The sequence below is a fragment of the Reinekea sp. G2M2-21 genome (assembly GCF_015687175.1).
Lineage (GTDB): Bacteria > Pseudomonadota > Gammaproteobacteria > Pseudomonadales > Natronospirillaceae > Reinekea.
The window spans coordinates 604857-627230 of record NZ_JADPQG010000002.1 but is presented as its reverse complement, the minus strand read 5'-3'; the positions used below and the strand labels follow the sequence as shown (position 1 = coordinate 627230).

At 48.1% G+C, this 22374-nt stretch carries 22 protein-coding genes; 9 read left to right on the top strand and 13 right to left on the bottom strand.

What is annotated here, in order from left to right; translation table 11 throughout:
* Positions 1-3489 carry a P-loop NTPase fold protein gene (locus IYN85_RS11415; RefSeq protein ID WP_196159006.1) on the bottom strand — a complete coding sequence of 1163 codons (3489 nt, stop codon included), beginning with the start codon at positions 3487-3489 and terminating at the stop codon, positions 1-3.
* Between the two features lie 83 nt (positions 3490-3572).
* Between IYN85_RS11415 and IYN85_RS11410 the strand changes: the two genes are divergently transcribed.
* The 4 genes from IYN85_RS11410 (at position 3573) to IYN85_RS11395 (ending at position 7052) form a co-directional block, all read left to right on the top strand.
* Positions 3573-4196, top strand: a complete 624-nt coding sequence (locus IYN85_RS11410; RefSeq protein ID WP_196159005.1) for an HAD family hydrolase — start codon at positions 3573-3575, stop codon at positions 4194-4196.
* Positions 4187-4444 carry a DUF3081 family protein gene (locus tag IYN85_RS11405; protein ID WP_196159004.1) on the top strand — a complete coding sequence of 86 codons (258 nt, stop codon included), beginning with the start codon at positions 4187-4189 and terminating at the stop codon, positions 4442-4444. The genes IYN85_RS11410 and IYN85_RS11405 overlap by 10 nt, the downstream gene beginning before the upstream one ends.
* Before the next feature lie 864 nt (positions 4445-5308).
* A complete protein-coding gene (locus IYN85_RS11400; protein WP_196159003.1) occupies positions 5309-6607 on the top strand; it encodes an NAD(P)/FAD-dependent oxidoreductase in 1299 nt (432 codons plus the stop codon).
* Between the two features lie 163 nt (positions 6608-6770).
* Positions 6771-7052 (top strand): hypothetical protein, encoded by a 282-nt coding sequence (locus tag IYN85_RS11395; RefSeq protein WP_196159002.1) that lies wholly within the window; start codon positions 6771-6773, stop codon positions 7050-7052.
* On the opposite strand, the gene IYN85_RS11390 is transcribed toward IYN85_RS11395, so the two are convergent.
* Complete coding sequence (locus tag IYN85_RS11390; RefSeq protein ID WP_196159001.1) at positions 7049-8470, bottom strand: protein adenylyltransferase SelO; 1422 nt, start codon at positions 8468-8470, stop codon at positions 7049-7051. The genes IYN85_RS11395 and IYN85_RS11390 overlap by 4 nt on opposite strands.
* 137 nt (positions 8471-8607) lie before the next feature.
* Here IYN85_RS11390 and IYN85_RS11385 point away from each other — a divergent pair, with 137 nt between their 5' ends.
* Positions 8608-9174, top strand: a complete 567-nt coding sequence (locus IYN85_RS11385) for an acyloxyacyl hydrolase (RefSeq protein ID WP_196159000.1) — start codon at positions 8608-8610, stop codon at positions 9172-9174.
* A gap of 315 nt (positions 9175-9489) precedes the next feature.
* Here IYN85_RS11385 and IYN85_RS11380 read toward each other — a convergent pair whose 3' ends face one another.
* Positions 9490-9876, bottom strand: coding sequence for a TerB family tellurite resistance protein (locus IYN85_RS11380; RefSeq protein ID WP_196158999.1), 387 nt, complete (start codon positions 9874-9876; stop codon positions 9490-9492).
* Positions 9877-9981: 105 nt separating this feature from the next.
* On the opposite strand from IYN85_RS11380, the gene IYN85_RS11375 reads away from it, so the two are divergent.
* Together IYN85_RS11375 and IYN85_RS11370 are read left to right on the top strand one after the other, a co-directional pair.
* Positions 9982-10608, top strand: coding sequence for a hypothetical protein (locus tag IYN85_RS11375; RefSeq protein ID WP_196158998.1), 627 nt, complete (start codon positions 9982-9984; stop codon positions 10606-10608).
* 16 nt (positions 10609-10624) lie between these two features.
* Positions 10625-11248: a hypothetical protein gene (locus IYN85_RS11370; RefSeq protein WP_196158997.1), complete on the top strand. Its 624-nt coding sequence runs from the start codon at positions 10625-10627 to the stop codon at positions 11246-11248.
* A 364-nt stretch (positions 11249-11612) separates the two neighbouring features.
* Here the strand turns inward: IYN85_RS11370 and IYN85_RS11365 are convergent, their stop codons facing one another.
* Positions 11613-12359, bottom strand: a complete 747-nt coding sequence (locus IYN85_RS11365; protein ID WP_196158996.1) for a class I SAM-dependent methyltransferase — start codon at positions 12357-12359, stop codon at positions 11613-11615.
* Between the two features lie 122 nt (positions 12360-12481).
* Here IYN85_RS11365 and IYN85_RS11360 point away from each other — a divergent pair, with 122 nt between their 5' ends.
* Positions 12482-13048, top strand: coding sequence for a gamma-glutamylcyclotransferase (locus IYN85_RS11360; protein WP_196158995.1), 567 nt, complete (start codon positions 12482-12484; stop codon positions 13046-13048).
* A 17-nt stretch (positions 13049-13065) separates the two neighbouring features.
* Here the strand turns inward: IYN85_RS11360 and IYN85_RS11355 are convergent, their stop codons facing one another.
* Complete coding sequence (locus IYN85_RS11355; RefSeq protein WP_196158994.1) at positions 13066-14622, bottom strand: glycerol-3-phosphate dehydrogenase/oxidase; 1557 nt, start codon at positions 14620-14622, stop codon at positions 13066-13068.
* 245 nt (positions 14623-14867) lie between these two features.
* Between IYN85_RS11355 and IYN85_RS11350 the strand changes: the two genes are divergently transcribed.
* Complete coding sequence (locus tag IYN85_RS11350) at positions 14868-15743, top strand: hypothetical protein (protein WP_196158993.1); 876 nt, start codon at positions 14868-14870, stop codon at positions 15741-15743.
* Between the two features lie 95 nt (positions 15744-15838).
* Here the strand turns inward: IYN85_RS11350 and IYN85_RS11345 are convergent, their stop codons facing one another.
* From IYN85_RS11345 to IYN85_RS11310, 8 genes are all read right to left on the bottom strand, one after another.
* Positions 15839-16390, bottom strand: a complete 552-nt coding sequence (locus IYN85_RS11345; RefSeq protein WP_196158992.1) for a PEP-CTERM sorting domain-containing protein — start codon at positions 16388-16390, stop codon at positions 15839-15841.
* 120 nt (positions 16391-16510) lie between these two features.
* A complete protein-coding gene (locus tag IYN85_RS11340; RefSeq protein ID WP_196158991.1) occupies positions 16511-17062 on the bottom strand; it encodes a hypothetical protein in 552 nt (183 codons plus the stop codon).
* A gap of 892 nt (positions 17063-17954) precedes the next feature.
* Positions 17955-19154 carry a reprolysin-like metallopeptidase gene (locus IYN85_RS11335; protein ID WP_196158990.1) on the bottom strand — a complete coding sequence of 400 codons (1200 nt, stop codon included), beginning with the start codon at positions 19152-19154 and terminating at the stop codon, positions 17955-17957.
* A 9-nt stretch (positions 19155-19163) separates the two neighbouring features.
* Positions 19164-19850, bottom strand: a complete 687-nt coding sequence (locus tag IYN85_RS11330; protein WP_196158989.1) for a hypothetical protein — start codon at positions 19848-19850, stop codon at positions 19164-19166.
* A gap of 41 nt (positions 19851-19891) precedes the next feature.
* Positions 19892-21022, bottom strand: coding sequence for a hypothetical protein (locus IYN85_RS11325; protein ID WP_196158988.1), 1131 nt, complete (start codon positions 21020-21022; stop codon positions 19892-19894).
* Positions 21023-21157: 135 nt separating this feature from the next.
* Positions 21158-21514, bottom strand: a complete 357-nt coding sequence (locus tag IYN85_RS11320; protein ID WP_196158987.1) for a hypothetical protein — start codon at positions 21512-21514, stop codon at positions 21158-21160.
* A 41-nt stretch (positions 21515-21555) separates the two neighbouring features.
* Positions 21556-21903, bottom strand: a complete 348-nt coding sequence (locus IYN85_RS11315) for a hypothetical protein (protein WP_196158986.1) — start codon at positions 21901-21903, stop codon at positions 21556-21558.
* A 77-nt stretch (positions 21904-21980) separates the two neighbouring features.
* Positions 21981-22346 (bottom strand): hypothetical protein, encoded by a 366-nt coding sequence (locus IYN85_RS11310; RefSeq protein ID WP_230390678.1) that lies wholly within the window; start codon positions 22344-22346, stop codon positions 21981-21983.
* Positions 22347-22374 lie beyond the last annotated feature (28 nt).

The window sequence follows — 22374 nt, the reverse complement described above, 5'->3', positions numbered from 1 at the left end:
TCAGTGGAAGGCTTGCAAGATCTCGTTCAAGCCACTGTGTTCAATAACGAGTTGATCCAGTGCTCGGCACTCCTGCTGCTGGTTTAGCCAGGTCAGGTACTCGGTCACGAAACGCTGCAGCACAAAACCCAGGCGTTGTTGAAACAGAAGGTTATCCTTTAAAACAGAATGATCGGCCAAGCAGGTCTGCAAGGGTGCCAGCTGCTCGGGCGTCGGTTCCACGTCGAGTTGAGATAATAAGCGGATAAACTCAGCTTGCGCATCCGGTTGTATGAGACCCAGATTCCGCATCAAAAAAATGACCACCATGTCGGTCATGGCCTGCAGATCGGATACCGGCGATCTATGATTCATGCTTTGCTGATACAGCGCCACCATGCGAATTAAATTGGTTGAACGTTTCGCCTGACGGGGTGTATTGGTGATACCCGAAAAAGACCCCGCAAAGGCTTTCAAAATGGTTTTCAACTCAATAGAGTCGTCGGGTTGTTTCCGGTTTTCCACTCCAAAAATAGCGAGTAACACAATGGCCATCATCACCAGCAATAACGTTATATTCGCGGCATTAATATAAGAGCGGTTGGCGACCACAACCACTTCATCCGCCGTTACCGCCAAATTCGTCGTCGTGGCTCCGTTTGCCACGCCAGAATTGGTGATATTGGATGATGTATTCTCAGCAACCAACATTTGCACATTCACATTTTGCAACGGCGTTGCAATGGCCGAGGCTCCGGCATCGGTAACCTCATAATAAAGCGGTAGTGCCACGTCCTGCCGGAGTGACAATGCCAGCAACACCGCGCAGACTCCCCAAGCGGCCATACCGAACCCCTGATCCGCCCAACGGCTTCCCTTGTGCAATAAGTTGGTAAACCGCTCGCGTTTTGCCTCTTTGCCTGTCGTTTCACGTTTAACCGCCTGAGCCGCGATCAAGGCCTGATAATCCTTAACAGCCTCCGGCGTGAACACCACATTGACCATTTTGTGCAAGTAAAGCGCCGCGGTTCCGGCGGTGCCTTGCTGCTTTTGCAGCTGGCTGTCCAGATGATTGACCACCCGTTCGTAATCCATCCCCAAGACAAAAAAAGCTTCGCGATTGTCGCTGACCAACATGTTCAAAATCTCCATCAGTTCGTGGAGTTTTTCACTGTCCATGCGATCCAAATCGTCGATAAAGAAGACTAACGATTGATTGCCCGCCCAGTGCAGCGCCCAATTAATTTCACGCAGTCGCTGCTTCACAGCCGCGACCGCATTCGGGTCATTACCAGCGGCGGCTTTGATGTTGGAACGCCCTCGAACGTTGAAGCCGAAAGTACCAAGTAAATTACTGAGAGCGGCAACAAAACCGGTCATAAACAATAACGCCGGCAACACGTAACTGTTGGCTGCGAAATACAACAACGTCAGACCACTGCCCAGTTCCCGAGCAAACTGCTGTCGCAAGTAATTCTGACAGTCCGGTGGTAACAAAAACGTCGGCTGATCATCCGACAGCGTAACCGGAGCAAACAACTGCTGACGATTGGTAAAGGTGCGTCCGTTAAATTCCTTCCATCGGCATTGTTCATCGTTGGGTGGAAAATAAATGCGCTCATGCGCACTGACTCGGTTAAGGTCAAAGGTGACATCCAGGCTGAAGTAATCACTGCTGAAATAAAAAGGTTTGTTCAGGCGCGAATCCACCAGCGTATCAATGACAAAGCTCTGCTGGCTCAGAAACAAACAACTCCAGATCAGCAGACCGAGCAACATCAACGCACGAAATTGCAACCGCCGCACCAACAACAAACCGCGAAACAAAATACCTTTCAAATGCCATAACTTGGGCAGCCCCTGCTGTTGCAGCGCGACCATTAATCCACTCAGCAAATCAGTGTCCTGATGATGCCAACCATTAAACCAAACCGGCATGACACCGGTTCTTTTCAGATCGTCGGCGATCATGTACATCAGTGAACTCTTGCCGGAACCCCAATCACCGCTGATGCCTAAGGTAAAGGGTTTAGAGCTGGAACGATTGCGGATAAACTGACTCAACGCTTTGGCGATTGGTTGTCGATTCAGCAGATCCTCTGCCATGGCCGTAACGGGTTTGTCACTGCTGAATTCATTGCTCGGCTTTATGCCGTGAACAGGACTATTTTTATTGAGCGACACATAAGCCGCTTTGCGCGGCACCTCTTCGTCGGTCGACGCTGTTCTTGCGCGCACCTGAATCCACATTTGGCGCAAAAAAACCGTCAACGCCAAGGCATACAGCAGCAGTGATAAGGGTGGCAACCACCTCGAGTATTGTCGCTGCGCTTGCTGAAAATCGTCATTGCCAGCGATCGGAACCGCCTGTTGTTCCCGATCTAATAACTGCCATTGTTGAGCATCGTCACTGACATATATGTCATTTCCGTCACTCGCCACCCATTGTCCGTTGGCGAATTGCAGGCTGGCATTTTCTTGCGGGGCCCCGGGCAGGTTTGCTTCCACAAATTGCCATTGCAGGCCGTCTCGGCTGATCCACAAACCCAGTGAGTGCCAAAGAAGCCAGACAGCATCACTTGCGGCTATCGCCACCGGCTCACCTTTGGCCATGTCTGCGGGCAAAGCAACTTCGGCCCAACGTTGGCCATCGACACTCTGCAATAACCGTTGACCACCTATCGCCCGCCAACCCGATGGTCCATACGCAACGGCAAAGGGCACGGTGTTCTCGGTAAACGCCTGCTCGTCACCACTTGCAGACTTGCTGACGCTCAGTTGTTGTTTGATATCGATGGACTCCACGCGCGATTGCAGCACGGCTCGAGTCCAGGTCCAACCATCGTCACTGTTGAGCACGGTGTCGCGCAACACGGCGACCCAATATCCACCACCGTATGCAATCGCACGAAGACCTTGAATCTGGGCTTCAGCGCTGACGGACATAGGTTCCCAGCTGTTACCCGTGTCATAGCTGATATAGAAACCGCCCGCACCGGTGGCAATCAGTTCGTCGTGTTGTGCATCCAGCGCTATCGCGGTTAGTGGCTCTGCGAGCAACTGCCGTTCATTCCACAAGCGCAGATCAGTACTGGCCATCACCTGACCCGCTGAGGTCGTGGCCAGCCAATAATCACCATGCCAGTGAATATCGGTCAGTGCCCCCCACTGGGTAAAGCGTTTCTGCTGCACACCTGTTTCCACAGGTGCTCGCCAGACCTCGGCATCAAACCATTGTGAGGGCCAATACGTCAGGGGTTGGTGGGACAAGACCGCGGTCCACTGTACGGCAAAGCCAACCGCTACCAGTACCAACATCAGCAGAATCGGGATCGCTTGATGTTTAAGACGGGCAAAACCGCGAACTACAACAGAAAAGAAACGACGCAAGGACGAAGCTTGCTCGGTTTGAAGGATATCGTTGACGCCGGGTGCTTCCATCATTTTGCTCTCCATGGCAGCCTGTTCTGGCCTGATGACGGACACCGTTCTCGCCGTGATATCCAGCATAGCCTGTTTTCTGGGATTAATCCGCCAGCAGATCTGTTTGCCAATCGCTGCGTATAAGACAGAACCTGAACACAAAGGCAGTCATGATTGTCGTGAACAACATCAAAGGCATTATTTTTGATCTGGATGGCACATTGGTCACCTCGTCGCTCGACTTCCGGGCGATCAAAAGCGAAATTGGCTGCCCTGAGCACGAAGACGCACTCAAGTACATCCACCATCTACCTTCGCCAGAATTAAGAACGGCGGCACTGCAGGTGATCCACCGTCATGAAATGAATGACGCGTTGTCCGCCCAATGGATGCCGGGCGCACAAGAATTTGTGCACCGCTGCCTGGCCGATAATATTGCGCTTGCTATCGTCACCCGCAACTCCATGCAGTCGTCGCTGATTAAAATCCGTAACAATAAAATCCCGATTAACCAGCTGAAAACCCGTGAAGATTCCCCACCAAAACCCGATCCGACAGCGTTACTGGAACTGGCGGCATCATTTGGGCTGGCAAAGTCTCAAGTCATGATGGTGGGCGACTACCAATACGATATCGAAGCTGCGCACAACGCCAACATGGTCTCCTGCCTCATCCATCGCTGCACGTATCCAGACAACAAAAAACCGCCAAACCACCAATTTTCAGGGTTCGCAGAAATGAGCGAATACTTTTTCAACCCACCATCACAGCAAGGGACACTGGTATGGACATAAAAGTCGACGTCACGCAGGCCTTAGCGGCGTTTCAAACGGTTGTCGAACAGGGAGAAAGAGTCGATACAACCTTTCACTTTGAGGGTTTGCACGCCGAAAGTGACTATGACGGCTATACACTACACCTCGGTGATGGGCGCGTTACCTTGCACATTTACTTCCACAATCGCTTTGAACTGAACAGTAATAACAGCCGCGATACCGAGCAATTTCTGCGGAAACTTGCCCACATCACCCAACGCGGATAACCCCGTTTCGCCTACAGTTAAGCGTCTTTGGTGTATATCTTTAGCATTTGCATCAGTCGCTTTCTTAGTTTAGTTGGGAGATTTTCTCTGTTCTGGCGCGCACTGGTCTGACGATTAGGGCTTTGCGTTAAGACGAAACTCTCGGAGGTTTTTCTTTCCAAGGGGAGATCCCCGAATGGTACTTGCTTAAGCTTACTTGCATTATATTTGCGACACTTACATCGTTCACGGCATTGATAAAAGATTTTTGCCGTTGAAGGCTACACCTGTCCGACAATTCAGCTCGGTCCATAACAATCTCAACTACCGCCTCAAACGACTATTCACTCCCATTAGTTTCGTCTTCAACAATCCTTGGTTGTATGAAGGGTGGGAGAACGGCGAGCGCCACCTTCTCGATAACGAATACGAAACAGCACACTCTATTTAGCCCGATCAGGTGTAAATAACCCAATCGTCGCATCTGCTTTGGCTGACTTAATTGGCACGTCGCAACGGATTCAAGGGCATGGATGCCCTTGTAAGCGCCCCGCGTGCAGCGATGCACGCTCAAGCGACCGTTCGAACGAAATGGCAATGAAGGAAGAACACCAAAGCTGGCGACAAAAGGGGGGTTAAAAGCGAAGCCCTAATGGGCTTCGATTCGATTTTAACGACTTCACCTCTGGTGAAGGCCGGATCAAGGGGGCCTCCCCTTGGAAAGAAAAATCCTCCGATAAAACCACAACCCGTCTCAAGCCTGCCGTTTTTGCAACTTTAAGCATAGTTTGCTGCCAAATCCGCACTATTGATGAGATTTATATTCGACATTTTGACTTATAATGCGTCTCACTTACCTTTCTTAACCTGCTTTTGGAGCTTTTCATGGATATAGTCATTGTAGGCGGTGGCGCCGGCGGTGCGGAGTTGGCGACCCGACTGGGGCACAAATTCGGCAAGCGCAAAAAGGCCAATATCACCCTGATTGACCGCAACAATACGCACCTCTGGAAACCACTGTTACACGAAGTTGCCAGCGGTAGCCTGGACATGGGCGTCGATTCACTCAGTTATCGAGCGCACGCCTATAATCACCATTTCAAATTCAAACTCGGCACATTAAGCAATGTCGACCGTGAGAAAAAAGAAATCACACTGGCGCCGTTGGCCGACGAAGACGGCAAAGAAGTCCTGCCGGAACGACATTTGCCCTACGATATTCTGGTGCTGGCCCTCGGCAGCGTCACCAATGACTTCGGAACCAAAGGTGTACGCGAAAATGCCATATTCCTGGATGCCCCGAAGCAAGCCGAAAAATTCCACCGACGACTGCTGAATGGTCTGTTGAAGTTAAACCGCAGCGCGCTGACCAACGCCGACGCCGGATACAGCATTGCCATTGTCGGTGGTGGTGCCACTGGCGTGGAACTGTCCGCAGAATTGCACAATACCTTTAATACTATGAAAGCCTATGGCCTGAGTGAATTGAAATCCGAGCAGTTGAAGATCAGCTTGATCGAGGCCGGCCCACGCATTCTACCGGCCTTGCCAGAACGGATTTCCGGTTCAGCGCATAAAGAGCTTGTCGAACTGGGTGTTCAAGTCCGCACCAACACGTTGGTGGCAGAATCCAAACCAAACCAGTTCATTACCAAAGAAGGCGAAGTGATCGAAGCCGACATTTTAGTCTGGGCGGCCGGAATCAAGGTGCCTGACAGCTTCAAAGGCATGGCAGATCTGGAAACCAACCGTATTAATCAGTGGCAAGTCAAAGGCACGTTGCAGACAACGGTCGACGATACGATCTATGCCATCGGTGATTGCTGTGCCTGTCAGATGCCCGATGGCAAGCAGGTTCCGCCACGCGCGCAATCGGCGCACCAGATGGCCACACATGCCTATAAAAACATCTGCAAGCAGATGGCCGGGCGAACGGATTTAACCGACTATCAATACGTCGATTACGGCTCGCTGGTGAACCTAAGCCGGTACTCAACCGTCGGCAGTTTGATGGGTAACCTGACCCGGGGGAGCATGATTATCGAAGGCCGTATTGCCCGCTTCATGTATGTGTCGTTGTACCGAATGCATCAGCTGGCGCTGCACGGCTGGTTTAAAACCGGGCTACGCATGTTGTCAGATAGCATCAACAAAGTCATCCGGCCGCGATTAAAACTGCATTAATCACACCTCAGGTATCACTTTATCGGCCTTGCTCCTGGAGCGGGGCCTTATCCTCCCTAAAGAGCTGATCAGATTTTTTGGTGCCGTTCATCAGGCTGTCATCCACCCACCGTAAGTTGAGCGGACTTTCCGGCTCAGACATTGTTGTGCGTGAGGTTCCTGTATGTTGCCACCTGGCTTATTAATATCGCTGAAAGCAAATGTGCTTTCCATCTTTGACCAGTTAGGTTGTCAGGTCAGTTGTGAAGAACTGGTTTCTTTTCTGAATCGGGTACAACAATTGAGCACTGTGGAAATCGGGCACCACACCTATGTGGTCAGTGATGCCGCCTTTGACCCGCAGACTATCGGCATCCAGCCCTCCTATGTGGTGATGCTGCGATTGGATGCACCGGCCTTAACATCGCTGATAAACGGGACGGTCGAATGGCTCCGGGCAGGTTAACTGCTGCAGCTTAGTTCAACGTGCGCGTGAGGATCATCCGGTGGCTGCGCCCAGGTTGCCCACTCAGGACGAACCTCAAAGGGAGACTGAAGCGCGGCGAACAACGATTCAAACGGCTTAAAATCACCTTGGTGAGCAGCTTCGATTACCGCTTGCAGGTGATGTGTGCGCGCAACAGTGACCGGGTTTGTCTGTTGCATTTGGTGTTGGCGCGCAGTGTCGTCCTGAATCACTCGCGAGCTAACAGCCTCACACCAGGTCAGGAAGCGCGCCCGATCAACAAACTCATCGCCCAAGGCTACCCATTCCGACAATGGCCTGTCCGCCAACGCTCGGAAAAACAAATGAAAATCTTTCTGTTCCGCCGCCAACAGGGAAATCCATTCATCCAACAGTACGCCGTCCAATGGAGCCTCGTTGGAGCCTCCTAAACGTCGATTCAGCAATCCATGGTAGGCGTCGCGTTGTATATCAGCGTACTCCCGCAAGGGTGCTGCCAAGGCGTGGGGATCGGTCAGTACCGAAAGAGCTTGCGCCAACCGCTGCAAGTTCCACAGCCCGACAGCCGGCTGTTGGTTGAACGCATAGCGACCTGTTTCGTCCGTGTGATTGAACACAGCGTTCATTTTCGTGGCGTCCATAAAGGCATAAGGACCATAGTCGAAGGTTTCACCCAAGATGCTCATGTTGTCGGTGTTCATCACCCCATGGATAAACCCATAGGCCTGCCAGCCAGCAATCAGGGTGGCGGTGTTCGCCACGACCTGCTCCAGCAACGCAACAACCGGATCGTCGGCGTCCGCACACTGCGGATAATGATGACGGATGACATAGTCGACCAAAACCTGTAACTGGTCCGGCTGATTGGAAAACGCCAGCCACTCAAAGTGACCGAAGCGCACATGGCTGTGGGTCAGGCGCAACAGTGTGGCCCCTGGTTCTACCGTCTCCCGATAAACCCGCTCGCTGCTGCCGACCAAAGCAAGCGCCCGCGTCGTTGCTACACCCAACGCGTGCATTGCTTCTGAACCGAGAAACTCCCGTATCGAACTGCGCAACACGGCCCGACCGTCGCCAAAGCGACTGTAAGGCGTTTTTCCAGCGCCTTTCAAATGCATCTCCCACACCTGTCGCTGCGAGTCGGTCCATTCACCCAGCAGCAGCCCGCGCCCGTCGCCAAGGCCAGGGTTCCAGCCACCAAACTGATGACCGGCGTATTTTTGCGCAATCGGTTCATGGCCTTGGAATAACCCAGCGCCAGACAACACCGATTTCAGCGCATCGTCCGGCTCTACCGGCAAGCCCAGTTGCTCAGCTAAACGATTATTCCAGCCCACCCAATAGGTATCGGCCAGTGGCGTCGGCATGACTTTGCTGTACAGACCCGGCAGTTCTTTTACATAACGCGTCGTAAACACGAATCACTCTCGATAACGATTTAACCATGAGTATACGCAGTCATCACCCGAAAAGCTCAGCCCGGTTCGCTGTCAAACCCTTCGCACCTGCGAATGCGATCGCTATACTCATATGCTCAGCCCTGCGATGAAAATTCATGCAACATAAACCGTTCATACTGTTCTTGTTAACTGCCAGCCTTATCCAACCCGTATTCGCGTTCAATCGAGAATCGGCCATTGCCTTTTCAGTAGGTAGCTTGCTGGTGTGGAACCCCATGAAACTAGACGGCTTCGGGCTTGACTTTGGTGTTGACGAAGACTTTGATCGAACCCGCATGTTATGGCTTTGGCGAATCGCAGAACCCATTGGGCAATGGGGACCGGTGACACTGCAAGGGCACTATGAATTTGCATTCGGCCAAACGCAGCCCAGCCCGCAGGATGTATCGTTCGGACTGACGCCCGTTTTGGAATGGCAATTGCCCCTCGGTCAATGGGCGCCATTGATCGAAACCGGGCTCGGCGCTCACTACCTGACCCGCACCGAAAACCAAGGCAGACAATTGTCGACTCATTGGCAATTTAGTGAAATTCTGGGTGTTGGTGTTCGGGTGAGAAGTATCCAGGCTGGGTTGCGATTTCAACACGTCAGTAATGGCGATATCGTAAAACCAAACAATGGCTATAACTTCTACGGGTTCGCGGTTAAGTTCTGGTATTAAATTCCATTTTTCTTAATGTCATACCAGCTCTGGAATAGACAGTTATTTTAAGCGATAGAGTGAAATTTCGCCGCTAGTGTCCTGAGTCGGAAATTCGCATGAATTCAGCGTGTCATTCAATCTTTAAAGCTAGGCGTGTCTCGCAGTTAATGGTTGTTCCATTGACAAGAGACAGAACAACGCTAGAGAGCTTGAATGTCGCGCCCGAAGGCAAGGCGGAAAAGTGAAAGCATGGTGGTGCTCTGTCAAACTTTTCCAACGCAGGCGTCGGTAAGATGGCGAAGCGATTTGCCACCTTATTTTCCGCATGGCCCACTAGACCATAAGGTTGGAGACGACGGTCAAAATTTCTGCCTCACGCGGGTCCAGGTTACCGTCGCTGATCGCCAGCTCACGTAACATCGCCAGAACATGCGGGTCAGATTTCAACGCCGGGACAATCCCTTCCATATATTCCGCCAGATGATTCTCTTTCAACGCTCGTAAACTCTTTGCCACCATTTCCCGGTGATATGCTTCTTTGGAAATGTAATGGTTGTCCCATGGCAACTCATCAATCAAACGCTGGAACAGATCCTGCTCTTCCATTTTCACTTTGCCATCGGCCTGATACAGCAATGTGGTTAAGGAAATAATGGCTTCCGATTTGGCCTGATCGACGACTTCTTTCAGTTCCAACAACTCAAGCAAACGACTGAACATATTAGATTCCTTTTTAGGTGGCATGGATAGTTTGAGTATCCGCCAGGTAATTCATTCCTGTATACTAGACGGCTTGCCTGCAAATTAAAAAGGATCTTTTTAAACGTGAAAAAAATAACGACATCAATCTTGGCAACGACGTTCCTGTTGGGAACCAGTGCGTTCAGTCAGGCCACCTCTTTGGATTCAATGAGTGTGGGTTATTACATCAAAGGATACAAAGGAAGCGAAGACTTCAAATACTATCCCAGGGGACTTAGTACAAGAGTACAATTTCGGAACGTTGTACTTGAGCCCTTAAGTCTGTCCTTAGATTACAAATATCTAAACACCGGCTACCGATTTGGGCTTAGGGATTACGGCGATTCGATAACCCACATTGCTGATAGCACTTTAAAGTATGACCTGCTAACCGCAGGTGCCAACACGATCTCAACATTAGCAACGCTGTCACTGGAATGGGAAAGAATCGAACATACTTCCAACAGCAGTTACTTTGATCAGTCCGGCCTCATAGGAATGTCTTTGTATTCAGTCATTAGTGATCGCAATGCCACCAATGCGACTATTGCCTACCGAATTAGTTCAATAAATGCCTATGCCCAGGATGTTGTTTTTATTGCGACCTGGCAGATTGGCGTTAACTCAGCTCTTAGCGTTCTACCTCAAATACAAACGTCGTTGGACTTAGAAGACTTCTCTTCTTCGATATCCGTGAAATACCAGTTCTGAAAATAAGGAAATTTTGATGATTAAAAGCATTTTCTGCCTGAGCGCAGCATTCGCCGCGTCTGCGTCTTTCGCAGACTTCAGCGTAAAGGGCGCAGATTTTCAGGTAAACATTCGACAATCAACCTATGATGGTTTTGCAGAGCTGGTAAAGAACGACGGGCTCGCAACGTCTCAGGATTCCCTTCAATTTTCTTTAAAGGGTTACGGCATTACAGCTCATTATATTTACAGCCCGTTCACTTCCATCGGAACTTCAGCTTATATCATCAGCAGTTGCGAAATGCAGGATAATGATTACGGCGCATCCTGTTCAATAAGCAACGCAATACTAGGTACCAGTATCGATTTGCTGACCGGGTATAATTTGAACAAAGACGGGATCTATATCTATACTGGGGTGCGGTATTACTGGGAATTCAACGACAATGCAAAGCTGGGTTCGCCAACGATTCCAGTAGGACTCGGTTTGAGATTCAAGAACGTCTCGGCAGAAATCTCGATGGAATTACGAGATTCCTATTCAGATTTTGAAAGTTTCGACATTCTCCAAAATAGTGACGGCAACTATATTTTTGCAAGCCCTTATGGCGCAACAGCAGAAGCCTTTCCCATTCATTTCAGCCTGGGGTACAAGTTTTAATATCCTCGATCGCCACTTGTTGCACAGATATATGTCGACGCTTTTCAGAGCGTCGACATAATTAACATCCGCAACTTAGTTCCAGAGCAACTCTGAATAATTGCTATCTACCTCATCGGGTGAAGAAATGCGCAAAGTTCGAGGCAAGTTCTGCAGGCAATATTCACTATCTTGGCAAAGGACTTTACAACGAAATTGGCCATTGAAGCCCGCCCTCAGGGTTCTTCAGATCGACGACTGAGCTTTGTTGTGTGTTTTGAAAAGGACTCGCCATTTCCTGCAACACACGCCTCGCTCATCCTTCGATCAGATAGGACTGAGGTGATTTGAATTATTCAGAGTTGCCCTAGAACCGATAAATCGATTATTGCCATATCGATACGTCACCGCGAAACAGAAACCGTTCCAGTGGTTGATTAAAACAATCACCAAACTGCGCCCGCAATTCCGTCTTGATGCTGCCGAGATCTCGGTGGCCACATTCAACCTGACCGATCACGTTTGATTGCGAACACAGGTAATCCACCAATTGCGCCACATTCCATTCCACCCAAAACTCAAAAGGCTCTGTTGTGCCTGCCAAACCGACATTGCCGGCGTCAGCTTGAGTGGGGTGTTTATTGCTGCGCGCAGGCGTTGGAAATTGACTGGTGTAGTTCGCGTGCGCCTGCTGATATCGGTCATTCCCTGCCATGACGCCAGGAAAATAACTGTTATAAACCACCAGCGCGCCATTAGGCGTTAACAAGCGTTTAGCCTCAGCTAAAAAGCGTGGCTGATCAAACCAATGGTAGGCCATACAAACGGTAATCAGATCAAAACTCGCATCTGGAAAGGGCAAACGTTCTGCCGGGGCTTGCTGAAAAGAAATGGCGGGATGGCGCGTAGCTTGCGCAATCATTGCATTAGATAAATCGGTGCCGACAATCGTATTCGCAATGCCCAACAAGGCCATCGTTGAATGGCCGGTGCCACAGGCAACATCCAACGCGGCGTCGACTTTCGCTGGAAACGGCAATCGGCTTCGGATCATTTCGATGACATCCGGCTGGAAGTAAGGTCGCGCCTGGGCGTAACGTTGTGCCGCGGTTTCGAAGTCAAAAAAATTCATCCTGCGTCCTCTAAGCACTTTCGAACAGTGAAACACAATCCACACCGCAAAACCAAGCGCTCGATATTAGCCGCCACCCTTCATTCACGTTACCATGCGGGCGCAACATCAGTGGAGCCACCATGATAAACACCGTTAAACGAAATCAACAACAATCGTTGGATCACCTCGACGATGTCTGGCTGTTCGGCTATGGCTCGTTGATCTTCAAAGTGGATTTCCCGTTTCTGGAGCGAAGGCCGGCCAGCATCATGGGTTGGGCGCGTCGGTTCTGGCAAGGATCGCATGACCACCGCGGCACACCGGACCAGCCCGGTCGTGTGGTAACCCTGATTGAACAGGCCGGTTGCCAATGTCAGGGCATGGCGTATCGCGTCACACCAGATACCTTTGCTCATCTCGATCATCGGGAAAAGAACGGTTACCTGCGCTTTTTTGCGCCGCTTACCTTCACCGACGCACCAGACCATGCACCAGCCGAAGCGTTAGTTTACGTGGCCGGACCCGATAACGCGGCGTTTCTGGGACCTGCGCCCATTGAGGTTATGGCGCGACAAATTGCGACCAGCGAAGGCCCCAGTGGACGCAACAGCGACTATCTCTTGAACCTGGATGACGCATTAAAAACCATGGGCGCCGAAGACACCCATGTTTCTGAATTGGCCAACGCCGTTAAAGCATTGCTGTAGGCGCAAGGCGCTTGGCATCAGGCAGCGACGGATTCCTTGCCGAGTTTCGCGGCAACAACGCGGCGTATTTTTTCGGCCACGGCGTCATCCAACATACCAACCCGCAATCGACGGTTCAGGACATCTTCTGCGGTACAGGCGCCTTCAAACTGAATAATCCAATCCAATTCGGCTTCGATATAGGGCTCATCAGCAACCAACCGGGCTTCGCTACCACAGGCCAATACCTGAGGTGCACGGTCGCCATAGGCTTGCCACAGATGATCACGAATATCCTGCGGCAAATGTGCGATAGCGTGTTTTGCGGCTAACGAATCGCCACGAGCACCCACTAAGTGAATGTCATGTGTGTCACATTTACCGGCTTTAATGCCTTTCACTTTCAGCACATGGTCTACACAGTCTTCGGCCATTCGACGCCAAGTGGTCCATTTACCACCGGTTAGGCTGGTCAGACCATTATCGTCGAGTACCACATGATCCCGGGTTAAAGAGGCCGTCGTTTGCGCGTCTGGGTCGGCGACCAATGGACGCAAACCCGACCAACTGGCGGACACTTCATCGCGCAGAATCGGACGATCCAACCAGCTGTTGCAGGTACGCAGAATATAGTCAATTTCATCATTGGATACGCCTGGCTCTTCGGACAATTCCGCAGGGTCATCTGTGGTACCCACCAGCGTTTTGCCCAACCATGGCAACATAAACAGAACGCGGCCATCTTCGGTTTCTGGAATCAGAATGCCGCGACCTTCAGGCAACAGGTTACGGTTAATCAGCAAATGCACACCGCTGGAGACCGTCATCATGGGTTTGAAGTCCGGGTTAGCCATAGCGCGGATCTTATCTGTCCACGGGCCAGTGCAGTTGATCACCGCTTTAGCCCTTATGTTGAACGACATGCCCGACAGTAAATCGGTACATTGCGCCCCGGTGACCTGACCCTCGGTTTTCAACAAATCATTCACTTCGGTGTAGTTCAACGCATGGCCACCCATTTCCAAACCGGTACGAACCATCGACACACCAAAACGCGCATCGTCAAACTGGCCGTCGAAGTAACTCACGCCGCCGGTCAGTTGCTTAACGTTAATATCCGGGCAGATCTGCTTCAGTGTGCGCTTGCTTTCGATTTTCGAATCGCCAATCTGCTGTGAGCCGGACAGAAAATCATACACGCCCAGACCAATCCGAAAATAAGGCAACCCGATCGCGCTTTTCACGGGTGTCACCAGATTCAATGGCCAAGCCAAGTGCGGTGCCATTTCGAGCATGCGTCGACGTTCAGCCAACGCCTCTTTCACCAATTGGTATTTGTCCAGGTCCAACTGTTTCACGGCTTGTTCCAAATAGCGAACCCCTCCATGTACCAGTTTGGTCGAGCGACTAGAGGTACCGGCCGTGAAATCCTGTTTTTCGATCAGGGCACAGGACAGACCACGACTCAGCGCATCCAGAAAGACGCCGGCACCCGACGCACCGCCGCCTATTACCAGCACATCGACCGACTGATCGGCAATTTGGTTGAGTTGCTCCGCCCGGGACCAGGCTTGTGTAGAAGATAAAGTGGCCATGACCAGCTCCTTGAAATCGTTTTTAAATAGTCTGGTCGTCGTGTTCGTTTTAAGCAACAACTTTTCGTTTAATGTTCGTTTTGGTAAGATACGAACATTAAAAGCGCAGAAATACTTTACGTACCACATATAACAAATTGCAGTTTTTATCTGAAAATTGTGATCGATTTGACAGGTACGAAGACGGCTTGTCCGTAAAATCAAGTGCGCCTTAAAAACGCAATCCCAATCAAAAAGGACAAATAATGAAAGCAGTTACTCCAATAGTTTCCAGTCTGTTCGCAGCAGTTTTCTCGGTTAGCGCAGCGTACGCCGACACAACGATTACGCGCATTTACACCATTGAAATGGGCGATAACATGTCAGGCTCTCCCATTCCGGTTCTCGACCTGACTAATATTACAGGCGGGTCACTAAGTGTCGTTGAAAGCATGGCACAACCAATAGAATATATCGAAAACGTCACATTGGAATTTGAGAACGCTCCGACTTTAACCGTGGCTCGCTTAAGCAAAGTTACGGACGGATCAAAGCAGTGCAACGGCTACGGTTCGTATGGTGATGTTTATAATGGCAGCGTTAAAGACCAATGGCTGTTCCGAGAAGTCGAGCTGACGCTTTGCCCACAAGGGTATGGACCAATGCCGTTTCTGGATGCCAATTACACCATTTCAGCGAAAACATACGAGGCCTATGACTCTGAGACGCCATCTTTGCCTGGCTTCATGTTGGCTGAAGGTACGATTCATAGCATTGATGTAACTCCGAATCCAGTCACAGACGTTTACACAACAACCTTGAATGGTAAGCCGTTAACATTGGAGCTGTTAAAGCACTCAGGGGAAGTTGAACTTGAATCGCAAGGCATGCGCTATGGAATAATTTTAAATGCCAATTGGATGGGTAATGGAGAACGGCAACTTGTTATTGATAACAGCCCTGTCTCACCTTTTTCAAAAACAATTGCAATTATGGTAGAAACAATCCCTGGACCGGAGGGAGACATGGAAACACTGCGAATTGTTTACGCGGATGAATCCGGTCAGCGTCAAGAAACTTACCCAACTGAATTACGCATGCTGGTTGAGCAAGCGTATGGTCCGATCGATCCAATGATGTAACTCTATTATAAGAAATGTAAAAGGGCATACCAAACGTATGCCCTTTAACTCATAGATACAAATCCCTCAGGACCCTTTTTGGAAATTCTATTAGTTTAGCGGACCGAAGCACTGCGCTGACGTCGACTAAAAAATAGACCAATCAACCCAACAAACATCAATGCTACCGTCGACGTTTCAGGTACGGAATGAAGTACCAAACTACCGGGCATTATATTGGTAATATTACCGCTTTCTAAATCATCATGATTCAACGCCCAGAATGAAAACGCCTCTCCATTTGCCCACAAACCAGATATATGACCACTTGTATAACTAAAATCGGAACCATATAGATTCACTGTTGTGCTTTCGTCCATCAATAACCAACTGATTTGGTTGATATAATACAGATTAGCTGAACTATCGTCATACAAATGCAGCCAGGAAATTTCTCCACCTTCCACATCTACAGAAGATTGATCATATAAGCTTAAAAATGAAATATCTGCTCCTTCTACTACTGAGATAGAGCTATTTTCATAACCGTTAACAAAGGCGTCATAACCGTCTATTAACAAAGCTTCTGACCCACGAATTTCCGTCGCTTCTGCGGCTCCCATTAATGCAAGCAAAGCTACGCCGCTAATTAGTTCACCAATTTTCATATAATCCCTCTGGATGAATCAATCCATATTAACAATAATCTCTTGTTCACAAAGAATGTTATCATGTATTGCACGGCTAAATAATTGTCGAAATATTTAACAAGGTAAGGGAGAGACTCATCATTTTGTCGTTGCTGCGATATCAAACGAACTAAGCAGCATACGAAACGCATCAACAATCTTGCTTCCGTCTTCTTTATAGTCATTGAGAGACGACAACAGAGTTATTTCATTCTCAGTCAACATCAAATAATTAATCTCAGTCGGTTCCATCATTTCAGGATCTGAGCTCGCAATAACCAAATAAGGACTCATGATATCGTCAGATCCTCGAACATCCTGCATACCATATTCAACGATCGTAACGACATCACCCTTTAAATACTCAACCCAATTCTCTTTGTAGGCGCTATTTACCAAGGCGACTATATCGAATCCAGCCATTTGAGCGGATTTCTCCAGATCCTTTCGAATGCCCTCGTCAATGGCAACACCTACGGCAATACCGACTGGCCCCATCGTTGACATAAGAGCAACACCGGCGCCAGCGCCTCGGCCCGAATAGCTGAACTGGGCACCAGGCTGTACCTCAACAGACGGTTCTTTCACCGATAATGCACTGCAACCGACAAGCAGCGCGCATGCGAATATCCCTAGTAATAATTTTTTCATTTATTTATCCGACACAACGTAAACAATTTCGCAGGTATCCGCATCATTGGTTCTGACCCAAACCACACTTTGCGTGATGTGTGCGGTTAACAAGAGCGAATAAACCGCATCGTAGTTTTGATGGCTTCTATTGAACTTAATGTAACCATTAGCGTCAGCGGATGTACCGAAGATGCAATGAAATCACGAAAGAAATGTTTCGCGATATTCAGTACTAAAATTCGACTACAGCCCACTATAGTTGTCATAATTCAAAACATTCAAGTCTGAGGTAATGTTTCGACTAAACTTTTTTCGTCGTCCCGCCCCAGTAGATATTCAAGTCAATGATTGGTTCTATTCATTGACTGGAAATGAATGTCAAACAACTGCACAGTTTGTCATTTCAATTTTGAATGCTTATATGCTCTATCTCGGGTATGGACTGCATACACCCCTCCACATAAACCCAAACCTAGGCCTTTGCTAGGCTCGCTGCAAGAAATAAGGAATAAGCCTCTTCGTAACGTGAATGGTTTGAAGGCAAAATCAGATAGTCATTTCGTGGGCACTCATTCGCTAATCCCATACTCGAATGCTTTATCAGGATGCCGGTACGCCCTTCATAAATATGAACCACACTCACTGTGCCTGCTGGCACATCTTGCCCAGCAAAAGCTGTTACTTAAAACGACATTAATAGAAGCACAATAAGATTTTTTAACATGATAATCCTAATTTTAAAATCAAAAATACGCTGCATGCTTGCGATGGTTAAGCAACACATCCCGTTCGATGTTTGCATAAAATGCCATACAGAATGCAAAACGCCTTTTACGAATTCCGGGCCACTTCCAAAAACTACAACTGTTTAAATCTCACCTAAACTTCAGAACCGTTCTTCAATCACGTTCTATATGACCGTCAACGCTGCCATCAACGCTCCCAGATTCAGACATCTTGAGGGTCGGATTATCTTGCCTGGGTATTTCGCCTCTAGACTATTGAGCTGTTCACAAATCGCAGTGTCATTACCATAGAGATTAACGCTTTGCAGATTACCCGCTAGCAAAGTTTCCAAATAGTACACCACACCGATTCGATTATTCGATAAATCGATATTCTTCGCTGATGTCAATTGTTCTAACCCGCCAATTGAGCCAATGTCGGACTGTACGCACCTTAAACTAACAACATCGACTATTTCCTGCCCTTGGTGATAATCACGAATGCACCCTGCAAGATTACTATCGCTATAGGTTAGAAAGTCGACATCTGCTTCTTCGTGTGAAGCATAGATACTCTTGAACTCATTCAATGCACGTACAGAATCCGCTTGACCCGCACGACCACATGGACCCGCGCACATAGCATTCGTATAGACTGTTGGACTCGAAAACAACGGCAACTTATTGTTGTGGTTGGCAAAGCCGGTCCAATAAGCCACATGGTTACCCACCATCAACGTGCCATATTCGCCTGTTTCAAACGTTTCGTTCGTATAGTCATCATCCGCGTTCATTAAGCTCACAATTCGTCCCCATCCTTTAGAGTAGGATGTCAATCCATTATTATGCCCACTATTATTTCTTGCAGTAGCCACCTGAGAACCGTGAGCTAGCCCCATTAAGTGGCCGATTTCATGGACTAAGGTATCTTGTCCACAATCGGGGTCGGATAAAGCAATTGATTTTTTCGTCTTGGAAATGGACTGTAGATTTCTATTAACGTCGACTGCCTTACCGCAGAGCTCGTAGGGCGCCAATTCTGTTAGCGTGACAATATAGTCTGCGCCAACACGATCTGCCAGCGCCAACAAACCCGAAAATGCGCCTGATTCTTGCTGTATGTTTGCCAGTAGTTGGGTCGGATCTGTGAAGGAAAATGTCCTGAATGAAAAATCCGCCACACGCAGCTGAATATCGACTTTGCTATCAGTGTATATTTCATTGGATTCGAGAACCATCTGATCAATAAACTCAATCCAGTAGTCATTGTCTTCAAATGAACTGACGAGCGCACGATCAACGACGAAGTAAACGCCCAGTTGCTCTGAAAATGCAGATTGTGCAATCGAGAAAAATAGTGAAAAGAGAAGAATGAATTTTTTCATTTTATATCCTTAATCCGAAAAAAGAGCATTGTTTTGTTTTTTGTATTCGTAGATAGAGATCATGTAGCCGACACTATCATGAAGTTCATACATGTATGCCCCTTGCTTAGTGTAAATCTTTCCCTTTATTAAATTTTCACCGTGATAAACAGTCATATACTCTCCGGCTTCAGAAAAGGCTACTTTCTGGTACAGCGCCTGCTTCAACCCTGAAGGTTTCGATACTTGCAAAGTACCTTTAATGCGCTCCCCCTGAACATTAACCCAGACTACCGAATCCATTGGTAAGCTCATTAGCTCGCCTAAGTTCCCACTGACCAACATCCCATGGTTCACGAGTGTTGATTCAAACAAACGTGTATCTTCCGGCATGCGAACGGTGACATTTTCGAGCAATACTTCATGGTCATTTTCTTCGTGACTAAACAAAGAAGAGAACTCGCTGTCGACATCATCAACAATAATCTGATCAGCGACTGCTAAGCCATCAGAATTTTCTGCAACTGCTGTTGAAATCTGTGTCGACGCCGAATCCTCAACGAAATCTACGGAGCTTATTGAATTACTTTCAACAACAGCTTCTTTCATTGTTACGTCTATAACGGAAATACCCGATTGATAATTCCATTTCGAAAATACAATAAAAAGAAAAGAAAGCCCCGCAACAAAAACTGTCACCATCACAATCTTTTTCATTTAACTCGCCTTGTTATATGAAGCTGGCAATATTCACTCAACTAATACACCAGACTAATAATAGGAATTAGCATTGCTGTTGCCTTGTTTTGCAAATCTTCTAGGCGATAGGTATAAGTTACGGACCCTTCGCTGTTCAGACCCAGAGCAGTTGCGAGGTCTTTATAGAAATTCGCCTCTGCGTCTTTGAAATAGTCTTCAAACTCGTCTTTCGCGTCGAAATGCTTATTAGCCAGTTCCGTGACCATTTCCCAAAACCGATCTTCCGCGACAAACTCATTTTTCGAGAATACTAATAAATCACTGCCGAGAACGTTAAAGAAAATGCCTCTTATGCCCTCATGGTAAACTTCAAAGTAGCCATCTATATCAAAGCCATTAAACGGTAAAGCCAATATGCCGGACACACTATTAAACGCCGTGGAAAAAACTGACCACACAACTTGACCAAAGGAATTATTGCGACCTTCTTCACGAAAACTGAAATTCAAATCTTCCAGGAAGCTGCCCTCAAATTCTACAATTGGATTTAAGGTCACGCTAACAACAAATTCTGGTAAACCCGTTGAGCTGTTATACGTCTGGTTATAGCTGACTGTAGGCTCCAATGAAATAACGCCTCTGAATACGATTGAAGCCATTGCTTCGCCAATGTAATCGAAGTTATCTGTCCACCAATCCCAGCAGCCGGGGCCTGGCTTAGCAGAACCTCCAATCAAAGCTAAATCTTGATTGTACTTAACCGATACGGGGATCATCGCAGCCAATATTAAGGGCTCTAACACCATATTGCCGGTAATTTCAGTACCCAATACATTATTGGCGCGAGCTTCAAAAAAGCCTCCTTTACCTACCAAGCGAGTAGTACAGTTCCCATCGATTTTGCCAGTAATGAAACCGATGTCAGGATGGTTGTCCTGATGCGTAATCCGATAAACCAAGTCACCATTATGCAGTGTGATATTCGTTAAATTCTGGCTTGCCATGTTATCGATACTTTTTTTAACTTCTTCACAGGCAAGTTTTTCGACCCATGTTGCATCGCCACAATCCAATACAGATCCCGTTTGGTTTGCCAACTCCGATAAAAGCACAGCTTGGCTGGCCATCGGCACGCAGCATAAAGCCAGCAATGCCGTTGTATACTTTAATATGAATCGATGAAACAGCATTCGTAATAGTCTCCCTGTCATTAGTGCAACAAGCACAATGTACAAAACCGTCCTTATACATGCGGTAATAAACCAATTTACTTTCAGTCATCAGCAAGCTTTTTAGCTTGCTGATGATTAACGAAAAGCAGAAAGTTAATCCAGCTTTAAGAAATTAATTTCACGCGCCCAATAGTCGGGGAAAGTAGTCCCAACTAACCCCCGTAATGACGTTCCACCTTTGTGGTTAAAGTGTATCCGTTTACCTGTCGCTTTGGCCGTAAGAAAGACCGAAAGATAGCTTTCGAAGTTGCCATTACTCGCGTACTTGTATGCAGCGCGACAGTCTCCATAGTTGCCCGAAGCACTGCTAAAAGTAACCACCAGTTTATTGTCGAGTACGATGACATCGTCCACGGTCAGGTCATAACAATTTAAGTTTGCTGAGTATGCCGCCACTGACGCCAGGCTCATCACACTAAAAGCCAGAATTTTCAGCAGTGTGTATTTCATAAAAAGTTCCTTGAAAGGTTAATCCATTAACGGCGTGCTTTTCAGAGCAGAATAAAGTTAGTTAATGCGCATATTGTTGAGTCGCCCCATGGGCTTTTGAAAAGAGGCTCGTACCCTACCTTCACACCAGTACCAGCCAGCTGCGCGGAAATAACCATGGACATAGCGACAGGGTTATCGTTTACTTTAAGGTAAACACCGGTGGTACATCCCTCCTGTAAACCCGCTATTTTAATGACGGCATAGTTTCGAGCAGAAGGTACATTGTGATGAGTGGTGTGTACTTTCACTTCAGCCATTTGACTCGCGGATATTGTTACAAACCGTTCGGCAAATACATATGAGTTGATGGTTGTAAGCAATGCTAAAGCAATCAATTTCTTGGTCATGATTTTTCCCTGTGCAATGATTTATTCAAATTGGTTAAGTGCATTAAGCAATATTCACCGTAAGTGTCATACCGACGCTACAGCAAATTAAGCGCCCCACTTGAGGACAAGATATTGAATGTCGTTGTTGGTACCGCATACCATGTGACCGGTTCGCACGTATGGATATATGGCTGTACTTTTTTGCCCGCCATATAAGCTGCCAAAACAGTGGAGTAGATGGCGTCGTACTGTGGATGATCAATCTTCACGAATACCTTGTTACTTTGACTACACCCTCCCGCATTGCCGAAAGAACCATATATCATAAAACCATTTCCCCGCTCGATATCAATGCGCGTTGGTATCGCGGCTGTTGCCCAGCCGCCTGCCATGACATGACAACTGGCGAACAATACCGCAACGAAAACAGAATTTTTCAATGTGCCGAAGGTTAGAGACATAGAGCTGTCCTTAGAAATTAATAAAAAC